This is a genomic window from Planctomycetaceae bacterium, from assembly GCA_021371795.1.
Taxonomy (GTDB): Bacteria; Planctomycetota; Phycisphaerae; order Sedimentisphaerales; family UBA12454; genus UBA12454.
In genome coordinates this window covers 69920-89977 of the sequence record JAJFVK010000001.1, presented here as the reverse complement: position 1 = coordinate 89977, position 20058 = coordinate 69920, and the positions used below count along the sequence as shown (strand labels likewise).

17 protein-coding genes and 1 tRNA gene are annotated in these 20058 nt (G+C 42.1%); 7 read left to right on the top strand and 11 right to left on the bottom strand.

Annotation, left to right across the window (positions count from 1 at the left end):
• Window positions 1-159: 159 nt before the first annotated feature.
• The 5 genes from LLF92_00425 to LLF92_00405 all read right to left on the bottom strand — a co-directional run bounded on the left by LLF92_00425 (window position 160) and on the right by LLF92_00405 (window position 2406).
• A tRNA-Ser gene (locus tag LLF92_00425) sits at window positions 160-248 on the bottom strand.
• A gap of 166 nt (window positions 249-414) precedes the next feature.
• Entirely contained in the window at window positions 415-744 is a 330-nt protein-coding gene (locus LLF92_00420) for a hypothetical protein (protein MCE5339576.1), read from the bottom strand.
• Window positions 745-786: 42 nt separating this feature from the next.
• Window positions 787-1059, bottom strand: coding sequence for a hypothetical protein (locus LLF92_00415; GenBank protein ID MCE5339575.1), 273 nt, complete (start codon window positions 1057-1059; stop codon window positions 787-789).
• Window positions 1060-1129: 70 nt separating this feature from the next.
• Window positions 1130-1471, bottom strand: a complete 342-nt coding sequence (locus tag LLF92_00410) for a peptide chain release factor-like protein (GenBank protein ID MCE5339574.1) — start codon at window positions 1469-1471, stop codon at window positions 1130-1132.
• Window positions 1472-1548: 77 nt separating this feature from the next.
• A complete protein-coding gene (locus tag LLF92_00405) occupies window positions 1549-2406 on the bottom strand; it encodes a hypothetical protein (GenBank protein MCE5339573.1) in 858 nt (285 codons plus the stop codon).
• Between the two features lie 433 nt (window positions 2407-2839).
• On the opposite strand from LLF92_00405, the gene LLF92_00400 reads away from it, so the two are divergent.
• The 5 genes from LLF92_00400 to ilvN all read left to right on the top strand — a co-directional run bounded on the left by LLF92_00400 (window position 2840) and on the right by ilvN (window position 7998).
• Window positions 2840-4201 carry a PFL family protein gene (locus LLF92_00400; protein ID MCE5339572.1) on the top strand — a complete coding sequence of 454 codons (1362 nt, stop codon included), beginning with the start codon at window positions 2840-2842 and terminating at the stop codon, window positions 4199-4201.
• Between the two features lie 18 nt (window positions 4202-4219).
• Window positions 4220-4804: a hypothetical protein gene (locus tag LLF92_00395; GenBank protein ID MCE5339571.1), complete on the top strand. Its 585-nt coding sequence runs from the start codon at window positions 4220-4222 to the stop codon at window positions 4802-4804.
• A gap of 2 nt (window positions 4805-4806) precedes the next feature.
• A complete protein-coding gene (locus LLF92_00390) occupies window positions 4807-5517 on the top strand; it encodes an RluA family pseudouridine synthase (protein ID MCE5339570.1) in 711 nt (236 codons plus the stop codon).
• Window positions 5518-5711: 194 nt separating this feature from the next.
• Complete coding sequence (gene ilvB / locus LLF92_00385; protein ID MCE5339569.1) at window positions 5712-7454, top strand: biosynthetic-type acetolactate synthase large subunit; 1743 nt, start codon at window positions 5712-5714, stop codon at window positions 7452-7454.
• A gap of 43 nt (window positions 7455-7497) precedes the next feature.
• The gene (gene ilvN / locus LLF92_00380; GenBank protein MCE5339568.1) at window positions 7498-7998 is read left to right on the top strand and encodes an acetolactate synthase small subunit; all 501 of its coding nucleotides are present in this window, start codon (window positions 7498-7500) and stop codon (window positions 7996-7998) included.
• 109 nt (window positions 7999-8107) lie between these two features.
• Here the strand turns inward: ilvN and LLF92_00375 are convergent, their stop codons facing one another.
• Window positions 8108-10441 (bottom strand): hypothetical protein, encoded by a 2334-nt coding sequence (locus tag LLF92_00375; GenBank protein MCE5339567.1) that lies wholly within the window; start codon window positions 10439-10441, stop codon window positions 8108-8110.
• A 149-nt stretch (window positions 10442-10590) separates the two neighbouring features.
• On the opposite strand from LLF92_00375, the gene ilvC reads away from it, so the two are divergent.
• Both ilvC and LLF92_00365 read left to right on the top strand, forming a co-directional pair.
• Window positions 10591-11592: a ketol-acid reductoisomerase gene (gene ilvC, locus LLF92_00370; GenBank protein ID MCE5339566.1), complete on the top strand. Its 1002-nt coding sequence runs from the start codon at window positions 10591-10593 to the stop codon at window positions 11590-11592.
• A 54-nt stretch (window positions 11593-11646) separates the two neighbouring features.
• Window positions 11647-12426: a hypothetical protein gene (locus tag LLF92_00365; protein MCE5339565.1), complete on the top strand. Its 780-nt coding sequence runs from the start codon at window positions 11647-11649 to the stop codon at window positions 12424-12426.
• A 54-nt stretch (window positions 12427-12480) separates the two neighbouring features.
• Here LLF92_00365 and LLF92_00360 read toward each other — a convergent pair whose 3' ends face one another.
• From LLF92_00360 to LLF92_00340, 5 genes are all read right to left on the bottom strand, one after another.
• On the bottom strand, window positions 12481-13266 hold the full coding sequence (locus LLF92_00360) for a GDSL-type esterase/lipase family protein (GenBank protein ID MCE5339564.1): 786 nt from the start codon (window positions 13264-13266) through the stop codon (window positions 12481-12483).
• A 20-nt stretch (window positions 13267-13286) separates the two neighbouring features.
• Window positions 13287-14282: a magnesium transporter gene (locus tag LLF92_00355; protein MCE5339563.1), complete on the bottom strand. Its 996-nt coding sequence runs from the start codon at window positions 14280-14282 to the stop codon at window positions 13287-13289.
• A 112-nt stretch (window positions 14283-14394) separates the two neighbouring features.
• Window positions 14395-15036 carry a hypothetical protein gene (locus LLF92_00350; GenBank protein ID MCE5339562.1) on the bottom strand — a complete coding sequence of 214 codons (642 nt, stop codon included), beginning with the start codon at window positions 15034-15036 and terminating at the stop codon, window positions 14395-14397.
• A gap of 23 nt (window positions 15037-15059) precedes the next feature.
• The gene (gene nrdR, locus LLF92_00345) at window positions 15060-15545 is read right to left on the bottom strand and encodes a transcriptional regulator NrdR (protein ID MCE5339561.1); all 486 of its coding nucleotides are present in this window, start codon (window positions 15543-15545) and stop codon (window positions 15060-15062) included.
• Window positions 15546-17236: 1691 nt separating this feature from the next.
• Window positions 17237-20053 (bottom strand): DEAD/DEAH box helicase family protein, encoded by a 2817-nt coding sequence (locus LLF92_00340; GenBank protein ID MCE5339560.1) that lies wholly within the window; start codon window positions 20051-20053, stop codon window positions 17237-17239.
• Window positions 20054-20058 lie beyond the last annotated feature (5 nt).

Sequence of the window (20058 nt, the reverse complement as noted above, 5' to 3'; positions counted from 1 at the left end):
GGTAGTCAAAAATAAGCAACAATCTGCAACTGTTTAGAATGTAGAAAGTTATAAACTTTTTTTTAGAAAAACAGAATTAAATCAGAGAGGGTAAAACTCTCCACACGTTTTGCCATAATTAATGTATTTTTAAGAACTTAGAAATTCTGTATAAATAAACGGAGAGGGCGAGATTCGAACTCGCGGTACGCGGTAAAGCGTACACTGGTTTTCGAAACCAGCTCGATCAGCCGCTCCGACACCTCTCCAAACCATTATGGAATAAACTCTTACGGCATAAACAAAGTTAAAGTCGCCGCAATACCCCCGAATTATAGCCATTTTTTTCAATAAATCAAAGATATTCGATTTTGCGAAAAAAACCGCTCATTCTCATTCGAAATTGTGCGTTGTTAACCCAATTATACGGATTAGTTATTTTGTGCCGTTGACATCTTTGACAGTATTGGCATCGCTGGTTTTCTTCTCGCATTTTAGCAAGGAAGCGGTCTTGTCGGTTGTTTTCTTGAAGAAATTACCCGTTGCGTCAAGTGCGCCTTTAGTGGTTTTTCCTGTGGCATCAACAGCGGTTTTGGCTGTTTTGCCGGTAGCGTCAACTGCGGTGCCTGCGGTTTCGCCGGTTTTCTCAACGGCTGTGTCAAGGCCTTTGCCGGTTGCCTGGAAAACGCCTTCATCCTTGTTTTCGCCGCAGCCGACTAAAATCAACATCGATGTCATTAACATAGCCAATAAAACTTTTTTCATATTAAGATTCCTTTCAGATTTGTGTTCCTAATATTCTTTCGCTTACTTGCTAATCGTGTCGCCCACTACTTCGCCTGTCTTTTCAGTGGCGTCTTTGACGGCACTGCCTGTTGCGTCAGCGGCACCTTTAACAGTACTGCCTGTCGCGTCAGCTGCGTCTTTGACGGCCTCGCCAGTTTTCTCGGCGGCATTATCCGCCTTTTCACCCGCTTTTTGCATAGGGCCTTCGTTATTCTGTACGGGGTCTTTTTTATCTTTGCAGCCAGCGAGAACCAGCATCGATGCCATTAACATAACCAATAAAACTTTTTTCATATTTTAAGTCCTTTCTAAAATATAGTGAAATTTTACGATGCGTTATCTTTTGTGTCAAGAGGGTGGTATTTTAATGCCGGCGCCGGCGGCGGTCTTTCTGCTTTCTGATTTTTTCAATTTTTTTCGCCTGCGGGCTGTCTTTTCCCAGTTGTTTATTCTCGATTAATTCACAAAGTTGCCTTCTGGCATAAAAGCGATTCAATTGCTGGCTTCGGCTCTTTTGCACCTTGACGAATAGGCCTGTGGGGATGTGTTTCAGATAGACGCAGGTAGAAGTTTTATTGACTTTTTGTCCTCCGGCTCCGCCGCTGCGGACGAATTTTTCCTCTAAATCGCCCTCAAGCAGATTGCAGTTCTGCATCCGCTGCTCAAGCTCTTGTTTCTTCTGTTCTGTAACGCCAAAGTTTATCATGATAAATAATATAATATGTAAAATGACAACGTCTGAAAATTTTATGTCTGCCTACCATTTCGATTGTTAGGTATTTTTTAGAATGGAAAATCATCACTAGCAACCAAATTTATTAATATCTGATGATCAAATGTTCCGGATGGCGTAATTATTCGAAGAACAGCTATACCATTTATCGGATACGAGTCCTTTAATTCTACCCCATCAAAAGCGTGAGCAAGATGGCGTTCTGTTTTAAAGATGAGTGGTAGCCAAGACTTTTTGGGGATTTTATTCCTTGGTGGAGAGAGGAGATACAAATACTTATAACCGTTGATGTCCGAATCGCTTCTTTCACAGTTGACATCATTTTGAGTAATCTTCCAATCTTTGTTGGCATAAAAATACAAAGCCTCAATTTCTTCAGAGGCCATGTCCGAATCATTGAAAAGATCAATACGGAAATCAACCACACCTGTTGCGTAATATTCCGATTTTTTAAGCGTGGCAGATATGTTATTTGTATTCACTCGGATAAGACTTTTTCGGTAATTCTCAATTTCTATTTTTGCCCACTTGAGATTCTCTATCAGTTCAGTTTTTAATCTGACAATTGAGTCGCCATATACAATGTGGCGGTGATGCTGAAGGTCGAATGGTATGTCAGTTGCTTCTTGAGTAAGGTGCAGGCATATTTTGCTTTTAGCATGAGCATAACCGACTTCGTAAAACACGTTTGCATTACGACCAGTCATGTCAGCTATTATAATGTCTGCAAGGCCAATCTGATTGTAAATCCTAGATAGAATACCTTCGGAATAAAGTTGTTCATCTACACGCTCTGCTCGAATTCCTAGGCTGGATGCCGCTTCTTTAATTCCTAATTTATAAATATCATCAAATTTGCTATCGAAAGGCATCAATACAAAGGCAAAGATTGTGTTGTCTTGCGTCATTATTATCCTCAGCAAATAATATTTATATATTTCGTGTAAAACGGTATACACAGATTACTGTTTTAAAATAAAATACTTCCATTTTTGCTTCCTTAGAGCCTACCCTTAAAATTCTACTCTATTTCATTTTTAACTCAACAGGATTTATCTGTTTCTTTTGTTGTTTTCATTGTTTAGACGACCATTCTTTTATGCGATGATATAACGGGCGTAATGGGTAAGAGTAATACCCTCTATTTGTCGATGTGCTCCTGAATCCAGAGATACCATTTTCCTGATATCAAGAAAATGGTTATTTGTCTCGAATCCTGCTGTTTTACAGACCTTTTTCTGATATGCAGGCAGATAAAACCGGAAGATATTATTATTGGCGTAAATGGTGGTTTTCGGGTAAATTACTATCAATCTTAATTTTTATCAGGAAAACAATATTATGCGAATATCAGTAGAAGAAGTTTTTGAGACGGTAAAAATGACTATCGAACAGAATTTCGATATCAGAACCGTAACGCTTGGCGTTAATCTCAAAGATTGCGTTGATAGAAACCTTGCCTCATTCAATAAACGAATCTACAAACGGCTCTCCGAGATGGGAAAGAAGCTCAATCAATGCGCCGACCAGCTTGAGGACAAATACGGCATTCCAATCACCAACAGGCGAATTAGCGTTACGCCGGTAGCACTGCTTATCGAATCGCTGCCGAGAAAAATTTCCACAGCAGTTTCCGTTGCCAAAACTTTAGACAGGGCGGCACGCGACGCTAACATCGATTTCATCGGCGGATTTGGCGCCCTTGTGCAGAAAGGTATGACATCGGCGGACGAGCTGCTTATCGATTCGCTGCCTTACGCGATTCCGAAAACGCAGCGGCTTTGTTCATTTCTGAATCTTGCGTCCAGCAGGTCGGGAATGAATATGACCGCGATTGAAAAAGTTGGCCATATCATCAAAGACCTCGCCCGCAACAGCAAAAACGGAATCGGCTGTGCAAAGCTGGCCGTGTTCGCCAATGTGCCGGAGGACAATCCCTTTATGGCAGGCGCCCATCACGGCGTCGGCGAGGGCGATTACTCACTGAATATCGGAATTTCCGGCCCCGGCGTTGTAAAGGACGTTGTGCTGAATAATCCCAAGTGTGATTTGACGATGCTTTCGGAAGTTATCAAACGCACGGTTTTCAAAATCACACGAGCCGGCGAGCTTATCGGCAGAGAAGTTGCGCAGATGATGAACGTTGATTTTGGAATTGTTGACATATCGCTTGCGTCAACGCCGAAGCGGGGCGATTCGGTGGCTGAAATTATCGAAGCGATGGGCGTTTCGAGAATGGGCAGGCCGGGTTCGACCGCTGCGCTTGCGATGCTGATGGACGCGGTGAAAAAAGGTGGCTCGATGGCATCGGGCAATGTCGGCGGATTGTCTGGCACGTTTATTCCTGTAAGTGAAGACGCCGGAATGATTCGCGCGGTGCGAACCGGTGCGCTGAATCTTGAAAAACTCGAAGCGCTGACCAGCGTTTGTTCGGTCGGGATGGATATGTTCGCTGTGCCGGGCAATACTCCTGCCGATTGTATCAGCGCGATAATCGCAGATGAGTTGGCGATTGGCGTTGCGAATAATAAAACGACGAGTGTAAGAATTATTCCTGTGCCGGGCAAAAAGGCCGGACAAATCGTGCACTTTGGCGGGCTTTTAGGTTCGGCTCCGATTATGAAGGTTTCGCCGATTGCATCGCCAAACTTTATTAAACGTAAAGGCAGAATACCTGCACAATTACAGGCATTGAGAAACTAAATCTTTGAGGAAATGAATATGAATTTATGGAATCCGTTTGAGTTTCCGTTTTTAGGGATTGGAATTGGCCTGTTCGTTTTTATTGTCTTTTGGATTTTCAGGGTTGTCTGTCCCGATAAAAAAAGGCATTGGCATTATCTACTGCCGCTGGCGATTTATATCGCGGCGTTTGCGGTTTCATATTTTGTTCAGACGGTCAATGAAAAAATCCTCGGCACTGTAAACAAAGGCATAAAGGCCTTTCAGCAGCGGAACGTTGCGTCGATAGAAGAAATAATGGCAGATAATTATTCTGATTCATTACATCCATCGAAAACATATATCGTTGCTTATTGTCAGGGGCTTTTTGAAACCGCGATGGTCGATAAGGTAACGTTTTTAAGTCGGCAGACGGATATTCAAAACGGAAAAGCGACAATGACATTTGAAGCGATGGTTAAGTTCGCCGAGCAGAGCCGTATCGCTCAAATGGGCAAGGGATTTCTGATTGTCAAAGCGAAACTGTACTTCGAGAAAACAGCGGATAAACGCTGGCGGATTAACAGTTCTGAAATTATTGAGCTTGACAGAAATCCGATTGACTGGAGTAAAATACCGAGATAAAAATGGCAAAAAAACAAAACAGACATTTACCGCGCAATCTCGAAATACTTTACGAGGACGATGATATTATCGTTATTGATAAACCGGCCGGACTGCTGACAGTTAAAACAGCGACCGAAAAAACCAAAACTGCTCAATACATCCTCACCGATTATGTTCGCAAAGGTAATTACAAATCGCGCAAGCAAATTTACACAGTTCACAGGCTCGACCAGTGGACTTCCGGCGTTTTGATTTTCGCAAAGAGCGAAGAGGTAAAGGAAAAATTACAGGCACAGTGGGACAAAACTGAAAAGAGATACCTCGCTGTCGTTCACGGACATCTGAAAGAAAAAGAAGGCGTTATTAGTTCATATCTGGCGGAAAATAAAATGTTCGTCGTTTATTCAACGAATGACAAAGCCAAAGGCAAACTTTCGCATACAGCTTATAAGGTAATTAAAGAATCTAACGCTTTGAGTTTAGTGGAAATCAATCTGTTGACCGGCAGGAAAAATCAGATTCGTGTGCACATGTCTGACGAGGGGCATCCGATTGCCGGCGACAGAAAATACGGCAAAAAAGACGATGGATTCAAAAGGCTCGCACTGCACGCAAAGTCGATTTCATTTTTGCATCCTTCGACCGGCAAACAAATGATGTTCGAGACGAAAGCACCGACATACCTTAAAGAATTGATGAAAACCAGAGATTCTTCATCCCAAAGGGATTGACCTTCGGCTGGCTTTGCCTGGAATATGGGGTATTGACAAAAAGTGCAAATAGTGGTAGTATAAAGCATTAAGCTTTAATTTAGGCTATATGGCAGGACATAAATCCTGATGTGGCAGGCTTTTGAAGCTCGTTGCTCAAAAGTCGGTACTTCAGACAAGTCCATTAATCCATTGTAGCCGGAATAGGAGTAAAAATGAAAGAACCCACGTCAAAGGGGCAATGCGCTCCGACAAATCAAACAGACCCATTACCTATCAAAACCGGCGCTGAAATTGTCGTCCAAACTCTGATTGAACAGGGTGTCGAAGATATGTTCGGTTATCTCGGCGGAGTGGTATTGCCGTTGTTCGACAAACTCTACGATGCACCAATCAATTTCATAATTCCCCGCCACGAGCAGGGCGGCTGTCACATGGCAGACGGCTACGCTCGCGCAAGCGGCAAGGTAGGCGTTATAGTCGCCACAAGCGGGCCCGGCGCGTGCAATCTTATCACAGGCATTGCGAACGCGATGATGGACTCTGTTCCTATGGTTGCGATTACAGGACAGGTTCGCACGGACCTTATCGGCAACGATGCGTTTCAGGAAGCTGATACGACAGGCATCACGCGGCCGATTACAAAACATAACGTTATTGTTAAGGACGTCAGGGATTTGCAGCAGACGATTCGTGAAGCGTTTCATATCGCCAAGACCGGTCGCCCCGGCCCTGTTCTGATTGACATTCCCGTTGACGTTGAGGTTAACAAATGCGAAGTTAAGCCGCTCGAGGAAGTTGTTCTGGCCGGCTACAAACCGCAAATCAAAGGCCATCAGCGGCAGATAACGCTTGCGGCCGAAGAGATAAATAAATCCGAAAGGCCGGTGCTTTACGTCGGCGGCGGAGTTATCGCGGCTAACGCTGCGGAAGAATTGCGTACGTTTGCCAAAAAGGCGAATATACCAGTTACGATGACGCTGCTGGGGCTGGGAGCTTATGACCAGACGCAGCCGGAATCGCTGGATATGCTCGGTATGCATGGAACTGCTTATGCGAACTTTGCTGTTCAGGAGTGTGATTTGCTGATAGCCGTTGGCGCCAGATTTGACGACAGAGTTACCGGAAAAATCAAGACTTTCGCTCCGAAAGCGAAATTTATTCACATTGATATCGACCCAAGCAGTATCAGCAAAAATGTTACGGTCAATATTCCTGTTGTCGGCGACGCGAAATATATTCTCGGCGAACTGACAAAGGAAATTAAATATAAAGAACGCAAAGAATGGTTCGCGAAAATCGCTGAATGGAAAAGTAAATATCCGCAGAGATACGATACTAAAAGCCCGAATATCAAGCCGCAGTATGTTATCGAGCAGATTTGGGAAGCGACCAAAGACAACGCGATAATCGTTACAGGCGTCGGACAGCATCAGATGTGGACTGCTCAATTTTATAAACACACGCAGCCCAGACATTTTATTACTTCAGGCGGTCTTGGAACGATGGGTTTTGGTTTGCCCGCCGCGATTGGCGCACAGGTTGCGAAACCGGATATGACGGTTATCGACATTGACGGCGACAGCAGCTTTAATATGACGATGAACGAGCTTTGCACAGCGGTTCAGTATGAACTGCCGGTCAAGGTTTGCATCTTGAACAACGGCTATATGGGTATGGTTCGCCAGTGGCAGGAACTGTTCTACGGCAAACGATATTCGAAAAGTTCGCTGCGCAGCCCGAATTTCGCTGCGGTTGCCGAGGCGTTTGGTGCCGTTGGAATTACCGTTGAAAAGAAGAACGACGTTAAAAACGCGATTGATAAAATGCTCAAAACGAAAGGCCCTTGCGTTCTCGATTTCAGAGTCGAACGCGAAGAAAATGTTTGGCCGATGGTTCCCGCAGGAAAGAGCCTGCACGAAATGGACGGCCTGGACATTTTCGAGAGTATGGCGTAACGAATTTGAAGTTTGAGATTTGAAATTAAAGATGAGGTAAAATATGAAACATATAATTAGCGCTTTAGTTCAGAATAAACCGGGAGTTCTGGCACACGTTGCCGGAATGTTCGCGGCACGGGCATTTAATATTGATTCGCTGGCGGTCGGCAGAACAGATGAGCCGGCGTTGAGCAGAATGACGATAGTTGTAATCGGCGACGATAAGGTTGTTGAGCAGGTTCGCAAGCAGCTCGAGAAAATTGTGGAAATCGTCAAAGTGCAGGATTATTCATTCAAAGATGTTGTCGCGCACGATTTAATGCTGATGTGCGTGCACGCGCCGCCTGAAAAACGGCACGAAATTCTCGCGCTTTTCGAAATGTTCAAGGCCAGAGTCGTTGATGTCGGGCCGAAATTTGTTATGGTCGAACTCGCTGACGGCGAAGAAAAACTCGAGCAGTTTATCGAAGCGTGCAGGCCGTATGGAATCAAGAATATGGTTCGCACAGGCACCGTAGCGATGGGAAAATTGAGTACCCCCGGCGGTTCCGCGAACGAATAACAGAGGTTTGTAAATGTCGCTTAAAAATAGGCAAAGTATGGTTGCTTAACGAAAAAACAACTATGCTTTGCCTTAAATTTTTATGTACGAATCAATAAACGCACAAATTTTATGGAGCAATTTCCAGAAGAAATACACTTAAAGATAATTCTGGAACAGTGTATGTAAATTTATTCTGTTCCAGAGTCGTTGCGGATTCAACAATCTTTACTCTTTCTGGTTCCTCAAAACTATTCGCAATATCTCTCTGGCATGCGTGTTTTGTATCCTGAACCGTCCATATAGTGATGTTTTCTTTAGCGTGTCCTAATTCTGAAAAATCGAATCTAATTTTTCGAGAAGCCCGGAATTGATTTACAAAAAAGAGAGTAACAAATCTTTTGTCACCGCTGATTGTTGCACTAATTTCGTTCGGCATAACATTTCCATTGATTGTGGACTGAAGTGAATAATCGCCGGATTTATTAGCATAGAGGGATTGGACATAATATGCGGGTGTTTTAAATATTTGGTACGAGTTGGTCTGAATACAACCTGCACAACTGCTGTCAATCAAATCGGAACGATTGGAAATCTCAACCAAATCGGCATTATGATGCATAATATTATGATAGATTGCACAGGCCAGCGCATTATCCAATGTCCAAAGTTCACCTCTGGATAATCCCCAATTTCCCGCTGTTGTGTTCCACTCGGTTATTGCGATTTTAATAGGTCTGCCGCCGCCATAGTTTTGAATCCATGATTGCATCCGCTTGAATTCACCGTTACAGCCGCACAAATCAGAACGATAATGATGTGGGCAAACATAGTCAATCAAAGGTGCTTCGCGAAGAATATCAGGATTAGGGAATGATGATAAAAGTTTAACTGATGGATATTTTTTCTTCATTGCTTCAGAGAAAAGTTTCAGTTTTTGCGTGTATTCCGGACTTTCCTGTTCGTTGCCTATTTGCCAGTAATTTACATGATACGGTTCTGGATGACCGTTTTTTGCCCTCAATGCGCCCATTGGCGTACCAGTAGAACCGTTGAAATATTCAACTTGTGCAGCAGCGTCAGAGGCATTGGAATCTGTGGTACGGACGCAAATCATCGGTTCGATATCAAGGGAATTGCAGAGCTTGACAAATTCTTCAAGACCTGCGGCGGGATTGTGTCTGCCGCCCCAGAAAGGGTCAATCCATGGTTGCCGTTTGTCAGGGTCTCCGATTAAATTTTTCCAATCCACGTGCTCAATGGCAATTCCGCCCCATCGAATAATTCCGGGTTTCATCGCCTTGATTGCTTCAACAACATCTTTTCTCCAGCCGAATACAGAATCGGCAGGCATAAGTGAAATCTGGTCGAGCCATAAAGTGCCGGGAGCTGTAAATTCGATTTTTAATGAAGCGTTTACAGAATCAGCGTTTGGGATTAAATCGCCCTGAAATTTTTGCCAATTTAAGATAGGGCTAAACTGAAGCTGTGCCAGAACATGTTCCTGCTCAAATAAAGAAACGCGAATCGTATCGCGTATTTTGTGATTCCGTAGGTAAACAGAAAAATGATATGTTTCTCCTTTCTTTACTGCGATTCCATCCTGTGCGATTCCGAGAACGCAGGGTTCCGGATTTTTAACTTTAATGCACTGTGCGACACGTCCATTAACAGGATTTTTATCATCCAACGAATACAAACCTCGATGCACAGCGCCGATTGGATACCATTGCATATACTGAAAATCCTTTGTTTTTCGAAAAACTACAAAATCCTTAAAAGGAGTGATTCCCTCGAAGCTCTGGTCGGAGAGTTTCTCTGACCACATACCAATACCGCAATCATAAAACGGTTCTATGAATTGACCGTATTGAAATGGGCTAATCTTGTTGTTGAAACGAAGTTTTGGCCTTATTTTTACTTTACCGGAAAGTTCATTGGGACAGTGGAGCTGGATATTGTCAAACCAGACTGTTCCGGTGCCTTTTCCGTAGCCGACGAAAAACAGGGAAATACGTATTTTGCCGCATTCAGGGGCTACAAAAAGAATTACTTCCTGTGTCCATTCAGTGGTACCGTTATGATTTTGGCCATAAGCAATATTACTTCTGCCATCTGGAAACTGTATGAGGATTGCCCCAAAAACAGGTGAATCAAAAGAATTTAGGTTTTCAGTGCGTATCCAGCCTGTCAAAGAATACAATTTTCCCGGTATTACTTCGACTTCCTGTGCAATAGCGCAATCTGACAATTCGCTGCTGGATATTTTGACAGACTGAATGCCGTCCTTGCGATTTTCCATGTCAGCGGAGACTATCGGATGAGCGCCATAGAAGTGTAAGTTCCAGCTTGTAAGAGGTATCTGTGCATCAAAATTTCCGTTTTTTAACTCTACTTGACCAAAAAGGAAAGTGGTTAGCCCGCAAACAAGCAAAATTACTGGAAAATATATTCGTCTTGGCATATAAACTCCATTAAACAGAAGGATAAAAGAGCTATACTACCCATTATTCCTTATGTCAATAATATTTACTTGCAAATATAGGCAATTCAGTGTAAAAAAAGTAAAATTCTAACGCCAAATAATTAAATTTTTTATAGGAGTTAATCGAAATGGCAAAAATTTACTACCAAAAAGACGCCCCAATTACGGCTCTTAAGGGAAAAAAGGTCGCGGTCATAGGCTTCGGAAGCCAGGGACACGCGCACAGTCTTAATCTTCGTGACAGCGGAATCAAAGTTGCTGTTGCTGAATTGAAAGGCACAGACAATTTCAAACTCGCACAGAAATATGGTTTCAAACCGGGCGATATCAAGACCGCGATGAAAGACGCAACTTTGATTATTATTACTCTGCCCGATGAAATGCAGGCGAAGATTTACGAAACACAAATCAAACCGAACCTCGTAGCAGGCCAGACACTGGGCTTCTGCCACGGATTCAACATTCATTTCAAATATATCGTTCCGCCCAAAGACGTGAACGTAGTTATGATTGCACCGAAGGGTCCGGGGCATCTGGTTCGCAGCGAATATGAAAAGGGCGGCGGAGTTCCGTGCATCGTTGCTGTTCAGCAGGATGCGACAGGCAACGCGAAGAAAATCGCGCTCGCATGGGGCAATGGTGTCGGCGGAGCACGTGCCGGTATCATCCAGACGACATACAAAGAAGAAACAGAAACAGATTTGTTCGGCGAACAGGTAGTTCTCTGCGGCGGTCTGACTGCTCTTATCAAAGCAGGTTTCGAGACGCTGGTTAAAGCAGGTTATCAGCCCGAAATAGCTTACTTTGAATGTATGCACGAAGTGAAACTCATCGTTGACCTGATGTATCAGGGCGGTATGAGCTATATGAGATACAGCATTTCAAACACCGCTGAATACGGCGATTTGACACGCGGGCCGAGAATCGTTACTAAAAAAACCAAAGCTGAAATGAAAAAGATTCTCGCTGAAATCACCAGCGGAAAATTCGCCAAAGAATGGGTCGGCGAATACAAACACGGCATGAAGAAATTCAACGCACTGTATAAGAAAGATTACAACTGCAAACTCGAAACAGTCGGCAGAAAACTGCGTAATATGATGAAGTGGATTCACGCTAAAGAAGTATAACGTAATTTAAAAATTAAAATTCAAAATTGTTGAGTCTTTTGAAAGGGCAACTGCATGAAAAGAATTAATTATATATTGATTCTGTCAGTAGTTTCAGCCGGAATATTTTTGTCAGGCTGCGGAGTTGAAGAAATAGGCGAAAGGCTGTGGTTCGAAGAGCCGCCCTATACAAATCAGCTTCCGGAAGCGTACCGAAAAATCGAAATGTCGAAAACTACCAGTGCCGAAGTTTTGGAAATGGTAAAGCAGTACGACAAAGAGCTGACCAGTCAAAGCAAGGATACTGTCGCATGCTGGGGCGAAAAGAAAGATACTTCGCAATTTTGGACTACGATGGTAACGTTCGATGAAGAAAGTTCCACTGTTGCCCGCAAGTATTTTATGGCGGTTGACGAAAGGGCTGTACATCTTCACAACGAGAATCAGAATCTCCGATGGGACAGCGAGATTGTGCTTGATGAAAAAACACTGTCTGAACCTTACACAAATGAGAACGAAAGAAAAATCGCCATCATTAAGAAGATATTCGAAATGACTCGCGACGATTTCGTGGAAGTAAGACAGGACAGCAGGGTTCTTAATCAGGCTGCGATGATGTCGAATCAGATGTACGAAAGAGCGCTTTATGTTCTGAATGAATCGCCCGCACTCGCACAGAGACTTGGCGAACCAAATGGTCTTGATTACAAGAGTATGAATTTCGATAAAAGCAGAATCGGTTTATACATCGATGATGTAAATAACGTCGTTACGACGAAAATCAGAATGGGCGACGTCAAGAAACTTTGGAACATAAAATATTGGCGAAATGAAAAAGGTAAAGTTATCTGGTAAATCCAGTAAAAGCAAAAGGCCGGTTTTAACACCGGCCTTTTTTATTTTCATTGGTTAAAAGTAAAGATATTTTTTCTTCTCACCAGTAAGCTTTTTAATCATAGACTCCATTGCCTCTGCCCATATTTCATAGCCTTTTTCGCCTGGGTGAAGCAGGTCAGGCATTACATCTCTCGGCAGTTCGCCTTTCTTGTTCAGGAACTTTTTGTTTATGTCGAGGAAATAAATTGTTTTGTTATCCGCTATTTTAGAGAAAAGTTTTGTTGCTTTAGCGTTTCTTTCCCACTGCGGATTGAATGAGGCGCCTTTGGTTTTGTCTTTGTACTGTTCGGCATCGCCTCGCGGGAAAATCGCAAGCAGTAGAATTTTAGTATTCGGCAGCTTTGTTCTTAACTGGCAAACAATGGCTTTAACGCCGTCGGCTATTTGTTCCGGTGTGTAATCGCCGCCGGAATTATTTGTGCCAATCATAATCACGGCCAGTTTCGGGTTGATATTATCAATCTCGCCGTTTTGCAGCCGCCAAATGACGTGTTCTGTTTGGTCGCCGCTAAATCCCATATTGACTGCGTTTCTGTTTGCGTAATACTTATCCCAAACCGGTTTGCCGGAATTTTCCCAGCCGTGAGTGATGGAATCGCCAATCATTAGCAACTCAACGTTGCCCTGTTTGACTCTTTCGACAATAGCCTCATGACGCGGCATCCACCAGGATATATCTGGTCTCGATACCGGCGTTACAGCCTTGTGTGAACCGATTTTTACATCGCAGGGGTTTTGAGCGGCAAATGCTAAATTAGCAGTCGCTAAACACAATACCAAAACTAAAATCTTTTTCATAATTTACCTTTCAAAAAAAATTAATGTGATAACAACCAGTTGGCGATATTAAAATAAAAAATTAACGTAACAACATCAGAAACAGCCAGCACAATCGGCCCTGATGCGATTTTAGGGTCGATGCGCAGCCTTCGAATTAATGCTGGTATAATAATGCCCAAAAGGCAGGCGCTTATCATTGAAAAAACAATGCTCAATACAATGACGACCGTGGCCACTAATTGCTTTTTCCATAACAGAGCGATAACGCCCACGCTGATTCCGCCGCCCAGACCAAGCACCAAAGCGATGATAAATTCCAGACGCAGTGCCTTTATAAGATTCTTCCAATAAATTTTCCTTGCTGATAACGCCTGTAAAGTAATAGTCATCGACTGCATGCTTACGCTTTCAGCAAGAGCCAGAATAATTGTAATAAACAAAGCGAGGATTGTGATTTGGCTGATTAGCAGTTCGTATCTGCCCGCTATAAATGCGCACATAAGTCCGCTTACGATGTTGAAAATCAGCCACGGAAAGCGGTCTTTAAAAGTTCCCGCCAGTGAAAGTCTTCTGCCGTGGGCAAGATGAATACCGATAAGCTGAAAGATATTGTCTTGTTCGCTTTTTCTTGCGAATGCGCTGACTTCGTCGGTGAAAAGAGAAATGTCGATTACGCCCTCGATTTTTTTATCTTTATCCACAACCGGCAGCGCAAGAAACCGATGCTCCAGAAATTTATCGCACGCGTCAATTACTGAATCATAATTATGAACGTAAACAACATTCTTAATCATAACATCCGATAGTTTGTCTTTGTTGTCGCTGTTCAATAATTTTCGCAGTGGTAAAACGCCGACAAGCGTCTGTTCGTCGTCCACGATATAAATATAGACGATTTCGTCGGTGATGTTCTGGTTGCGAAGAAATGACATCGCCTGCGCAACGGTGTTGTCTTGCGGCAGAGCAATAACATTTTTACCCGCGTATTTTATGACTGGGTCGTTTAAGCGGTCAGTTCTGATTTTGGCTGACACGATGTTCCTTATAACTAAAAATAACACCCGAAAAAATCAGGCGTTAGGAAAATATTCAAAAAAACAGGCAGCGTAAGCCTGAAAGGTAATGGATTTCATTTTTTCTTCTATCCTAACCCTTGACTTCGCAAAGTCCGTTCTGCGGCTGCCTGGAGCGGTCATCCGTTACCGCGTTATATTGCATATTTTCGACATTCAAATCCGCTCGTGCTTCTGATGTTGTCTCATTGACAAAAGACTGCATCAGCCAGTTGACGAGAAATTTAATAAAATCTCTCGGCACAATATTAAAACCGGAATTAACAATCTTCTCTTCCACAAGCGAAGCGACTGTTCTTGCGCTGGCCGGGTCGAGATTTTGTTCCGCAATCAAACTATTAATTATTTTCGATTTATTCCACGGCTCGGCATTGTTTGCAAGTCCCGCTATCCTCGTAGAACACGCTTTAACAACCTGAACCCTTGACCGCAGAAGATTCCGGCGATGACTATACTCGGCGATAACCTGTGCGGCGAAATCAAAACCGGTCGAACTCAAGACCGCTTTTATAATCGAAAAAATTTCACTGCTCGTAATAGTAGCAGTGTTATGATTATTATACAAGTAATAAGTAACAGATTCCGCAAGCTCCGATGCGAGAAAAGTATTTTTCTCCGCAGGCTCGACAAACGCGTTGACAAAAGTCGCGATTACCTTTGTGTGAAGATACGCCTCACAGCTGCCGTCAGCTTTTATAACCTGTAACTGCTGCACATCCATGTCCCTAAAAATTTTGACTAAAATAGTTTCGGCTGGCCCTGTTCGTCTGGCTGCGCTATGGCTTGGGTAACTTCCTCGAGTAAATCGCCCGCGTCATCGAAATGTCGATACACGCTGGCGAATCGGATGTAAGCTACCTTGTCCGCAGATCTCAAATGTTTCATTGCGCTTTCACCGATAAACTTGGAATCGACTTCCCTATCGGAATGCCTGAAGATATCTTCTTCTATCTTGTCGGCAATCTGCTGAATCTGCTCCACTGAAACCGGCCTTTTGTAACAAGCCTTCTGCAGGCCGGATATAACCTTTTCCCTGTCGTAAGGAACGCGCGAATTGTCATTCTTAATAACGCTTAATTTGAAGCTTTCGCCGACCTTTTCATAAGTCGTAAATCGCCTTTTGCAGATAAGACACTGACGTCGGCGGCGAATAACCCTGCCGGCTTCGCTCGAACGCGAGTCGATTACCTTATCCTCATTTTCCTTGCAATATGGACATTTCACGATTCTTTTACACCGGAAAAAGATACAATATTTAGATTCACAATGATATTAAACGCAATATGTAGTATGTCAAACAAAAACACGCGAAAAACTAACAAAACCTTAGCGCAGGCCTGTTAGTAATTTTTTTTATGTCGCGCAAGAGGTTTCAAACCAGACACTAACAGCAAAGCAAAAGAATAACTCACAGCTTGAATTTTTTTATGTGTGAATACAGAAGTGATTTTTTGAGCGCAGAGAAAAGGCCTCTGCGTCCCCTAACGGCAGAGACCATCTCCAAATATAGCAAAACCCCCCAATTTTATTGTTGCCGGCAGCATCACGAAACCCACCGCGTGCTCCGGCCCCGCAGGTTGCAGGCAGGCCTAAAACAGGCGAACTCACCAGAAGCGGGCGTAACCACATCAATATCTTAAAAAGCCGATAAAAGGCTTTAAAATTCGCCTGCCCTGGTGACAGCCAAGGCAGGAAGCACAAGTTAAAGGAGGAGAGAAGAAAATCAATTTAGTTAGCGATTAATTACAGATAACAATCTTCCAACCTCAACAGCATATCATGAACTTGATAATTTCGCCTGCCCTGGTAACCCCCAAGGCAGGAAGCACAAATAGCAGAAGGAGAATAGGAGCCTTCGTAAAATTCAACCGTTTGACGGCTTCCGTAATCAGCCCAGTATCAGTGGGCCGCCTATCACGAAAGCGGCCAAAATCGAGACGGTTGAAAGCACTCAATTCTTTTGTTCCGCTCTACAACTAAAAGATAAGAAATGAAATTCAGATGTGCAAATCGATGTAAAATTTTTTTTAAAAAATAATCATAATGTAATTATAGGACTTAATAAAATACGCAAGGGAACTATACCTTGTTCCAATGCAAAATAAGAGGTTATGGCTGTTTTTGCCCAAAATCAAAGTGCGCACGTTTTTAAATAAAATCGCTGTAACTGTTGACTATATAAAATATTATCGTTTTTTGCTATTTTTCAGTTTTTCATCAAAAACACTGTTTAAAATGCGCACGTATTCGACAAAATGCCAAAAAACACTTAAAATCCTTCTCAAAAATCAAAATTTTCGAAAATTCGCAAAATCGGCGCAGGTTTTTGCTTGCGCAAAATTTCAAACACACTATTAGTAGTAGTCAGTAGCCAGTAGCAAATAGAAATTGCGCGTTTTTATCGCAAAATTACGCAAGTTGTCCCGCTTTGCGGGATCTTCGCTACGCTTCGACAAGTTTCGCGAATAAAAAAAATCATTAAATGACAGTAAAACACACTGAAATGAACTAAATTAATATAAAACAACAGTAAAATCGTCAGAAATAATAAAAATTAAAAATCGGTGTTTTGAAAACATGCGGATTTTTTTAGATAGCCACAAAGACGCAAAGACACAAAGTTTTTTCATCGCTGATGACACTGATGTTTTATTGCCACAGAGTTCACAGAGGGCACAGAGACAATTTTTTAGACACTCCCGTAAGGGACGCTTCGCGGGATTAACACTGATTTACACTGCTATTTGCTTTAAGACGTGTTCTAATGAACACTGTAAAAAAATAAACAACCTCTCCCCAAGCTTAAAGCTCTGCACAAGGCGGAAATCACACCAGAGACGGACAAGTTTTTAGTCGCTGATTATGCAGGTATTTTTTTAAGTTCCTGTTCAATCCAATTTTCATACCCATGACAATTAAATAAAAAGTCTATTTTCTTCTTGTGCTATTACACGATTTCTAATCGCCTGACAGAATGGAACAAAGGCGGAAAAACCAAGTCCTTCATTGTTCCTGAAAAGAGATTCTGACAACAAAAGATATTCCCATTGCTGGGGCTGATTATACTCTTTTATAGGCAGTACATTAGATGCTTGATTACACCAAGCTACCGCTGCTTTGGCTTTAACAGCCGTATTGGGGCTACTTATATCTTTATCCGCTTTTGTTTCCAATAAATACATTTTTTCGACAGTCTCAATAACAAAATCTATTTCATATTTTCTAAGAATACCACTTTCGTCTCTATATTGAATTTTCAAATTATGCCGTCGATCAAGTTTGACAAAAGCCTTCACTTCTGATGACGCATTGAGAACCTTTAACATAAAATCACGTTCAAAACCGCCGCCTTTGGGCTGATATCCAATTCTGGGATATATGCTTTTGTCAGTTTCTACTGACTTACTTTCTCTAACCATTATTCTTGGTACATCGGACAACTTACCCCACACACCTTTTGTTTCGTACTTAAAGTCCTTGACCAGATTAATAATTTCCTGTCGAATTGTGCTGATTATATGATCGAAAACATCTGGGTAATTCAGTACACAATAATTTTCCTGCTTTGTGAAATCAATCTGTTGATTGAAACAATAATTCGAAACGTACTCATCAACTATGCCTGCAATTTCAGCAAGTTTTGCCGTTAAGATTGAACTTTGTCCTTTTGTCGCAATAGCTTTTGCCGCCTGCATCAGAAAGAAATTATAATCAAAATATTCATTGTCGAGTTTCCAATCCTTTGTTTTTTTACCGGTCTCAATATGTGTTTCCTGAATTACTAACCTGGACAAAAATTGCTTAAGTTGACTAAAATCCGCGGGATATTTAATCAAACGGCCTACTTCCACTTGTGAAAGTTCCGGCATACGTCCTTCATCAAATATTTGAATCGGCCAATAAATATCATATAACGGCATTCGTTCAGGGATTGCGTCTATCGGCATTAAATCGCCGGTTGAGCCAGTTGAACTTGTATCGCCGCTTCCGATTAAATATCCTTCCTGTTTCAGGTTTTCATAAAATACTTTGAATCGCGGATGTTCGACAATAAAAAGAAAATCAAATGAATTAGAAGGAGCTTTATTGAGACGTATTTCATCATAAGCCTGCTTTTTCAAATCCTGCAATTCGGGGTATTTGTAAGAAGGAAACATCAATCTTAAACCACGTCCGATTATCTGTTCAAGCAATAGGTCGGCTTCAGTAGCGCGTAAAACTACGACAACACAAATATTATTTTTATCAAAACCTTCACGCAGCATTAAAACAGAAATAACCACTCTTAACGGGTCATCATCGACATCTATTTTATCAAGATTTTTTCTTGCCGTGCCAAGCTCTGAATCACTTAACTCGGAATGAATCGCCAATACTTTTGAATCATCATAAAAAGTTGCATTTTCGTCTGTCAAAGTTGAAAAATGGTCTTTAACAAGATTTGCCACCGTTGTATCTTCACATAGACACAGCATAACAGGTTTTTTTTCAAGTTTCTTTTCTTTAAATTCAGAAGCAAGCTGTTCTAACTTTGACCGGCCAATATCGAGCAGTAATTTTTGTCCGGCTGAAAGTGAAGCAATTTCACCCCTTTTATGTGTACCTTCTGGTTCAAGTCTCTCCGCTCTAAAATCTAGTTCTGATAAATCTTCGCCGGCAATAGATTGACGTTCTTCCAAAAATAATTGCTTCACATGCATATTGTGCATTGCGTTTATCAGAGGATAATCATAAACGATATGCGGGAAGAATTCTTTTTTTTCGCCGCTTCCATAAAAAGGAGTCGCAGAAAAATCTATCTGCATAAACGCGCTTAATTGTTCCGGATGTTTTTCCCGCAAGCGAATATGAAGTTTGTCCATAAACTGCCGCCAGACAAGTTCTTCACCCTTAGCAGATTGCTTGCCGTGAACGTGATGCGCTTCATCATTCATTACAACAAGGTCTGGAAATTCCGACAGGAAATCGAGAATGATTTCACCTCTTGGCGTTTCCTCTACATCTTCGCCAGTCAATCTTGCCCAAACATTTGGCGAAGTATTTTTAAATCTGAATTGCTGCCAATTTGTAATATAAACAAATGGCGAATCCGGCAATGTCATATTATTTTTTATATCATCTGGTTCAAACGTTTCAACATTAAAACGCTCTCGCCATCGAGAGCCATCAGGCACAAATAGCGACTTTTTATAATCTGAAGTGTCAGGCATACGGTTGCCGGTTTTAGGGTCTCTTTTGCCTTTGAAAGAATCAAGCATACGATTGAGAACTTCCTGACCTGGTGTTACTATTACAAACCTGTATGAATAATTCCCCTTTTCTTCATTAATTTTGTTAAAATACTGCCAGATAAGCAACGCGGCAAGAACCCACGTCTTGCCCGAACCAGTTGCCATCTTTAACGCATATTTCAAAAACTCAATATCTTCCACTTCGTTTTTTAGCGGTAAATGCTGGTATAATGCTTCCGGCGATACTTTTTCAAATAATTCTTTTAAATTTTTAGGTTTAAGAATTTCATAACAATAAATAACTGTTTCAATGGCTCGCCTTTGGCAGGGATAAAAAACTTCTTCCACACCATCATCACGATTAAACCAGTAATTAAATAAATCCGAAGTAGTTTGAGTAACGCCATTGCAGCCCTGATTAACCCACGATTGAACTTCGCCTTCAAGAGCTTTGGCAAGATACATTTGTGAAAATGCCTGATTATCAGTATTTTTAGCCATATTAA

Excerpts from the sequence above, each read along its gene's own strand:
- LLF92_00375 (MCE5339567.1), bottom strand. The coding sequence starts at position 10,441 with ATGCCAAGACGAATATATTTTCCAGTAATTTTGCTTGTTTGCGGGCTA.
- ilvC (MCE5339566.1), top strand. The coding sequence starts at position 10,591 with ATGGCAAAAATTTACTACCAAAAAGACGCCCCAATTACGGCTCTTAAG.
- LLF92_00340 (MCE5339560.1), bottom strand. The coding sequence starts at position 20,053 with ATGGCTAAAAATACTGATAATCAGGCATTTTCACAAATGTATCTTGCC.
- ilvN (MCE5339568.1), top strand. The coding sequence starts at position 7,498 with ATGAAACATATAATTAGCGCTTTAGTTCAGAATAAACCGGGAGTTCTG.
- LLF92_00410 (MCE5339574.1), bottom strand. The coding sequence starts at position 1,471 with ATGATAAACTTTGGCGTTACAGAACAGAAGAAACAAGAGCTTGAGCAG.
- LLF92_00365 (MCE5339565.1), top strand. The coding sequence starts at position 11,647 with ATGAAAAGAATTAATTATATATTGATTCTGTCAGTAGTTTCAGCCGGA.
- LLF92_00360 (MCE5339564.1), bottom strand. The coding sequence starts at position 13,266 with ATGAAAAAGATTTTAGTTTTGGTATTGTGTTTAGCGACTGCTAATTTA.
- LLF92_00400 (MCE5339572.1), top strand. The coding sequence starts at position 2,840 with ATGCGAATATCAGTAGAAGAAGTTTTTGAGACGGTAAAAATGACTATC.
- LLF92_00420 (MCE5339576.1), bottom strand. The coding sequence starts at position 744 with ATGAAAAAAGTTTTATTGGCTATGTTAATGACATCGATGTTGATTTTA.
- LLF92_00395 (MCE5339571.1), top strand. The coding sequence starts at position 4,220 with ATGAATTTATGGAATCCGTTTGAGTTTCCGTTTTTAGGGATTGGAATT.
- LLF92_00415 (MCE5339575.1), bottom strand. The coding sequence starts at position 1,059 with ATGAAAAAAGTTTTATTGGTTATGTTAATGGCATCGATGCTGGTTCTC.
- LLF92_00405 (MCE5339573.1), bottom strand. The coding sequence starts at position 2,406 with ATGACGCAAGACAACACAATCTTTGCCTTTGTATTGATGCCTTTCGAT.
- LLF92_00390 (MCE5339570.1), top strand. The coding sequence starts at position 4,807 with ATGGCAAAAAAACAAAACAGACATTTACCGCGCAATCTCGAAATACTT.
- ilvB (MCE5339569.1), top strand. The coding sequence starts at position 5,712 with ATGAAAGAACCCACGTCAAAGGGGCAATGCGCTCCGACAAATCAAACA.